The organism is Microbacterium sp. H6 (assembly GCF_003314775.1).
In the GTDB taxonomy this organism is placed as follows: Bacteria; Actinomycetota; Actinomycetes; order Actinomycetales; family Microbacteriaceae; genus Microbacterium; species Microbacterium oxydans.
In genome coordinates this window covers 5,292-6,957 of sequence record NZ_QOAY01000066.1, presented here as the reverse complement: position 1 = coordinate 6,957, position 1,666 = coordinate 5,292, and the positions used below count along the sequence as shown (strand labels likewise).

Genomic DNA, 1,666 nt, shown 5'->3' with positions numbered 1-1,666 from the left:
GTCGACCGGCTCGTGCGGCTCGATGCGGTTCTTGATTCCGTCGAGGCCTGCCATGAGCTGCGCGGCGAAGGCGAGGTAGGGGTTGCCCGAAGCATCCGGTGCGCGGAACTCGATGCGCTTCGCCTTCGGGTTCGAGCCCGTGATCGGGATACGGATCGCGGCGGAGCGGTTGCCGGCCGAGTAGACCAGGTTGACGGGAGCCTCGAAGCCCTTGACCAGACGGTGGTAGCTGTTCAGCGTCGGGTTGGTGAAGGCGAGCAGGGCGGGCGCGTGCGCCAGGATGCCGCCGATGTACCAGCGCGCGATGTCGCTGAGCTGGCCGTAGCCGGCCTCGTCGTAGAACAGCGGCTTGCCGTCGTTCCACAGCGACTGGTGCGTGTGCATTCCCGAGCCGTTGTCACCGTAGAGGGGCTTGGGCATGAAGGTCGCGACCTTGCCCCACTCCTCGGCCGTGTTCTTGACGATGTACTTGAACTTCAGGATGTCGTCAGCCGCGTGCACCATGGTGTCGAAGCGGTAGTTGATCTCCTGCTGGCCGCCCGTGCCGACCTCGTGGTGCGAGCGCTCGAGGATGAAACCGGCGTCGATCAGCTTGAGGGTGATGTCGTCACGGAGGTCGGCCGTCTTGTCGACCGGGCTGACCGGGAAGTACCCGCCCTTGTAGGGGGTCTTGTTCCCGAGGTTGCCGCCCTCCTCCTCGCGACCGGTGTTCCAGGCGCCCTCTTCGGAGTCGACGCTGTAGAAGCTGGAGTTCGAGGTGACGTTGTAGCGGACGTCGTCGAAGATGTAGAACTCGGCCTCGGGGGCGAAGAACGCGGTGTCGGCGATGCCGGTCGAGGCCAGGTACTTCTCGGCCTTCTTGGCGACCTGACGCGGGTCCTTGGAGTAGATCTCGCCGGTGCGCGGGTTGTAGATGTCGAAGAGCATGACGAGCGTGCTCGCCTCGCGGAACGGGTCGACGTACGCCGTCGTGACGTCGGGGATGAGCTGCATGTCGGACTCATGGATGCTCGCGAAGCCGCGGATCGAGGAGCCGTCGAACAGCTGACCGTCGGTGAAGAAAGCCTCGTCGACCGTCGATGCAGGAATGTTGAAGTGCTGCTGTACACCCGGGAGGTCGGTGAAACGGATGTCAAGGAACTTGACGTCGTTCTCCTTGATGTAGGTCAGTACCTCGGACGAATCTTTGAACATGTACGACTCCTGTAATGCGGATCGATGGCTTCACGGCCACTCTGCAGAGTACGGACGGGGGATTTCTCTACGGTATCCGCTTTGTTTCGGGCGTGTTACGAGCGTGAGGGCGTCAGCACGTCATTTCACGCTCGGTAGGCTGGGGGAGTGACGGATGCAGTGAACGCGTACCCCGGTGAACGACTCGGACTCCCCGAATCCGGTTCGGGGAGCATCGCCCGTCCCGGCCGCCGGATCGGCGCCCTTCTGATCGATTACACAGCGGCGACGATCATCGCCACCGGATTCCTCGGGTTCAATCAGTTCGCCCTGCCGACGGAAGCGGGTCTGACCCAGTTCGCCCCGATGCTGGTGTTCGCCGTGCTGCAGATCGTCTTCATCCCGACCGCAGGCGGCAGCCCGGGGCACCGCATCCTCGGCATGCGTCTCGCCCGTCTCGACGGGGGCTGGGTCGGGCTGTGGCGCCCGATCG

Annotated in this window: 2 protein-coding genes; one reads left to right on the top strand and one right to left on the bottom strand. The window is 64.0% G+C overall.

Going from position 1 to position 1,666, the window contains the following annotated elements; genetic code table 11:
* The coding region (gene glnA / locus DSP71_RS04515; RefSeq protein WP_258546261.1) for a type I glutamate--ammonia ligase at positions 1-1,194 on the bottom strand (1,194 nt) is incomplete at its 3' end.
* 147 nt (positions 1,195-1,341) lie between these two features.
* Between glnA and DSP71_RS04510 the strand changes: the two genes are divergently transcribed.
* Positions 1,342-1,666, top strand: a 325-nt coding sequence (locus tag DSP71_RS04510; protein ID WP_258546260.1) for an RDD family protein, incomplete at its 3' end; no start/stop codon positions are given.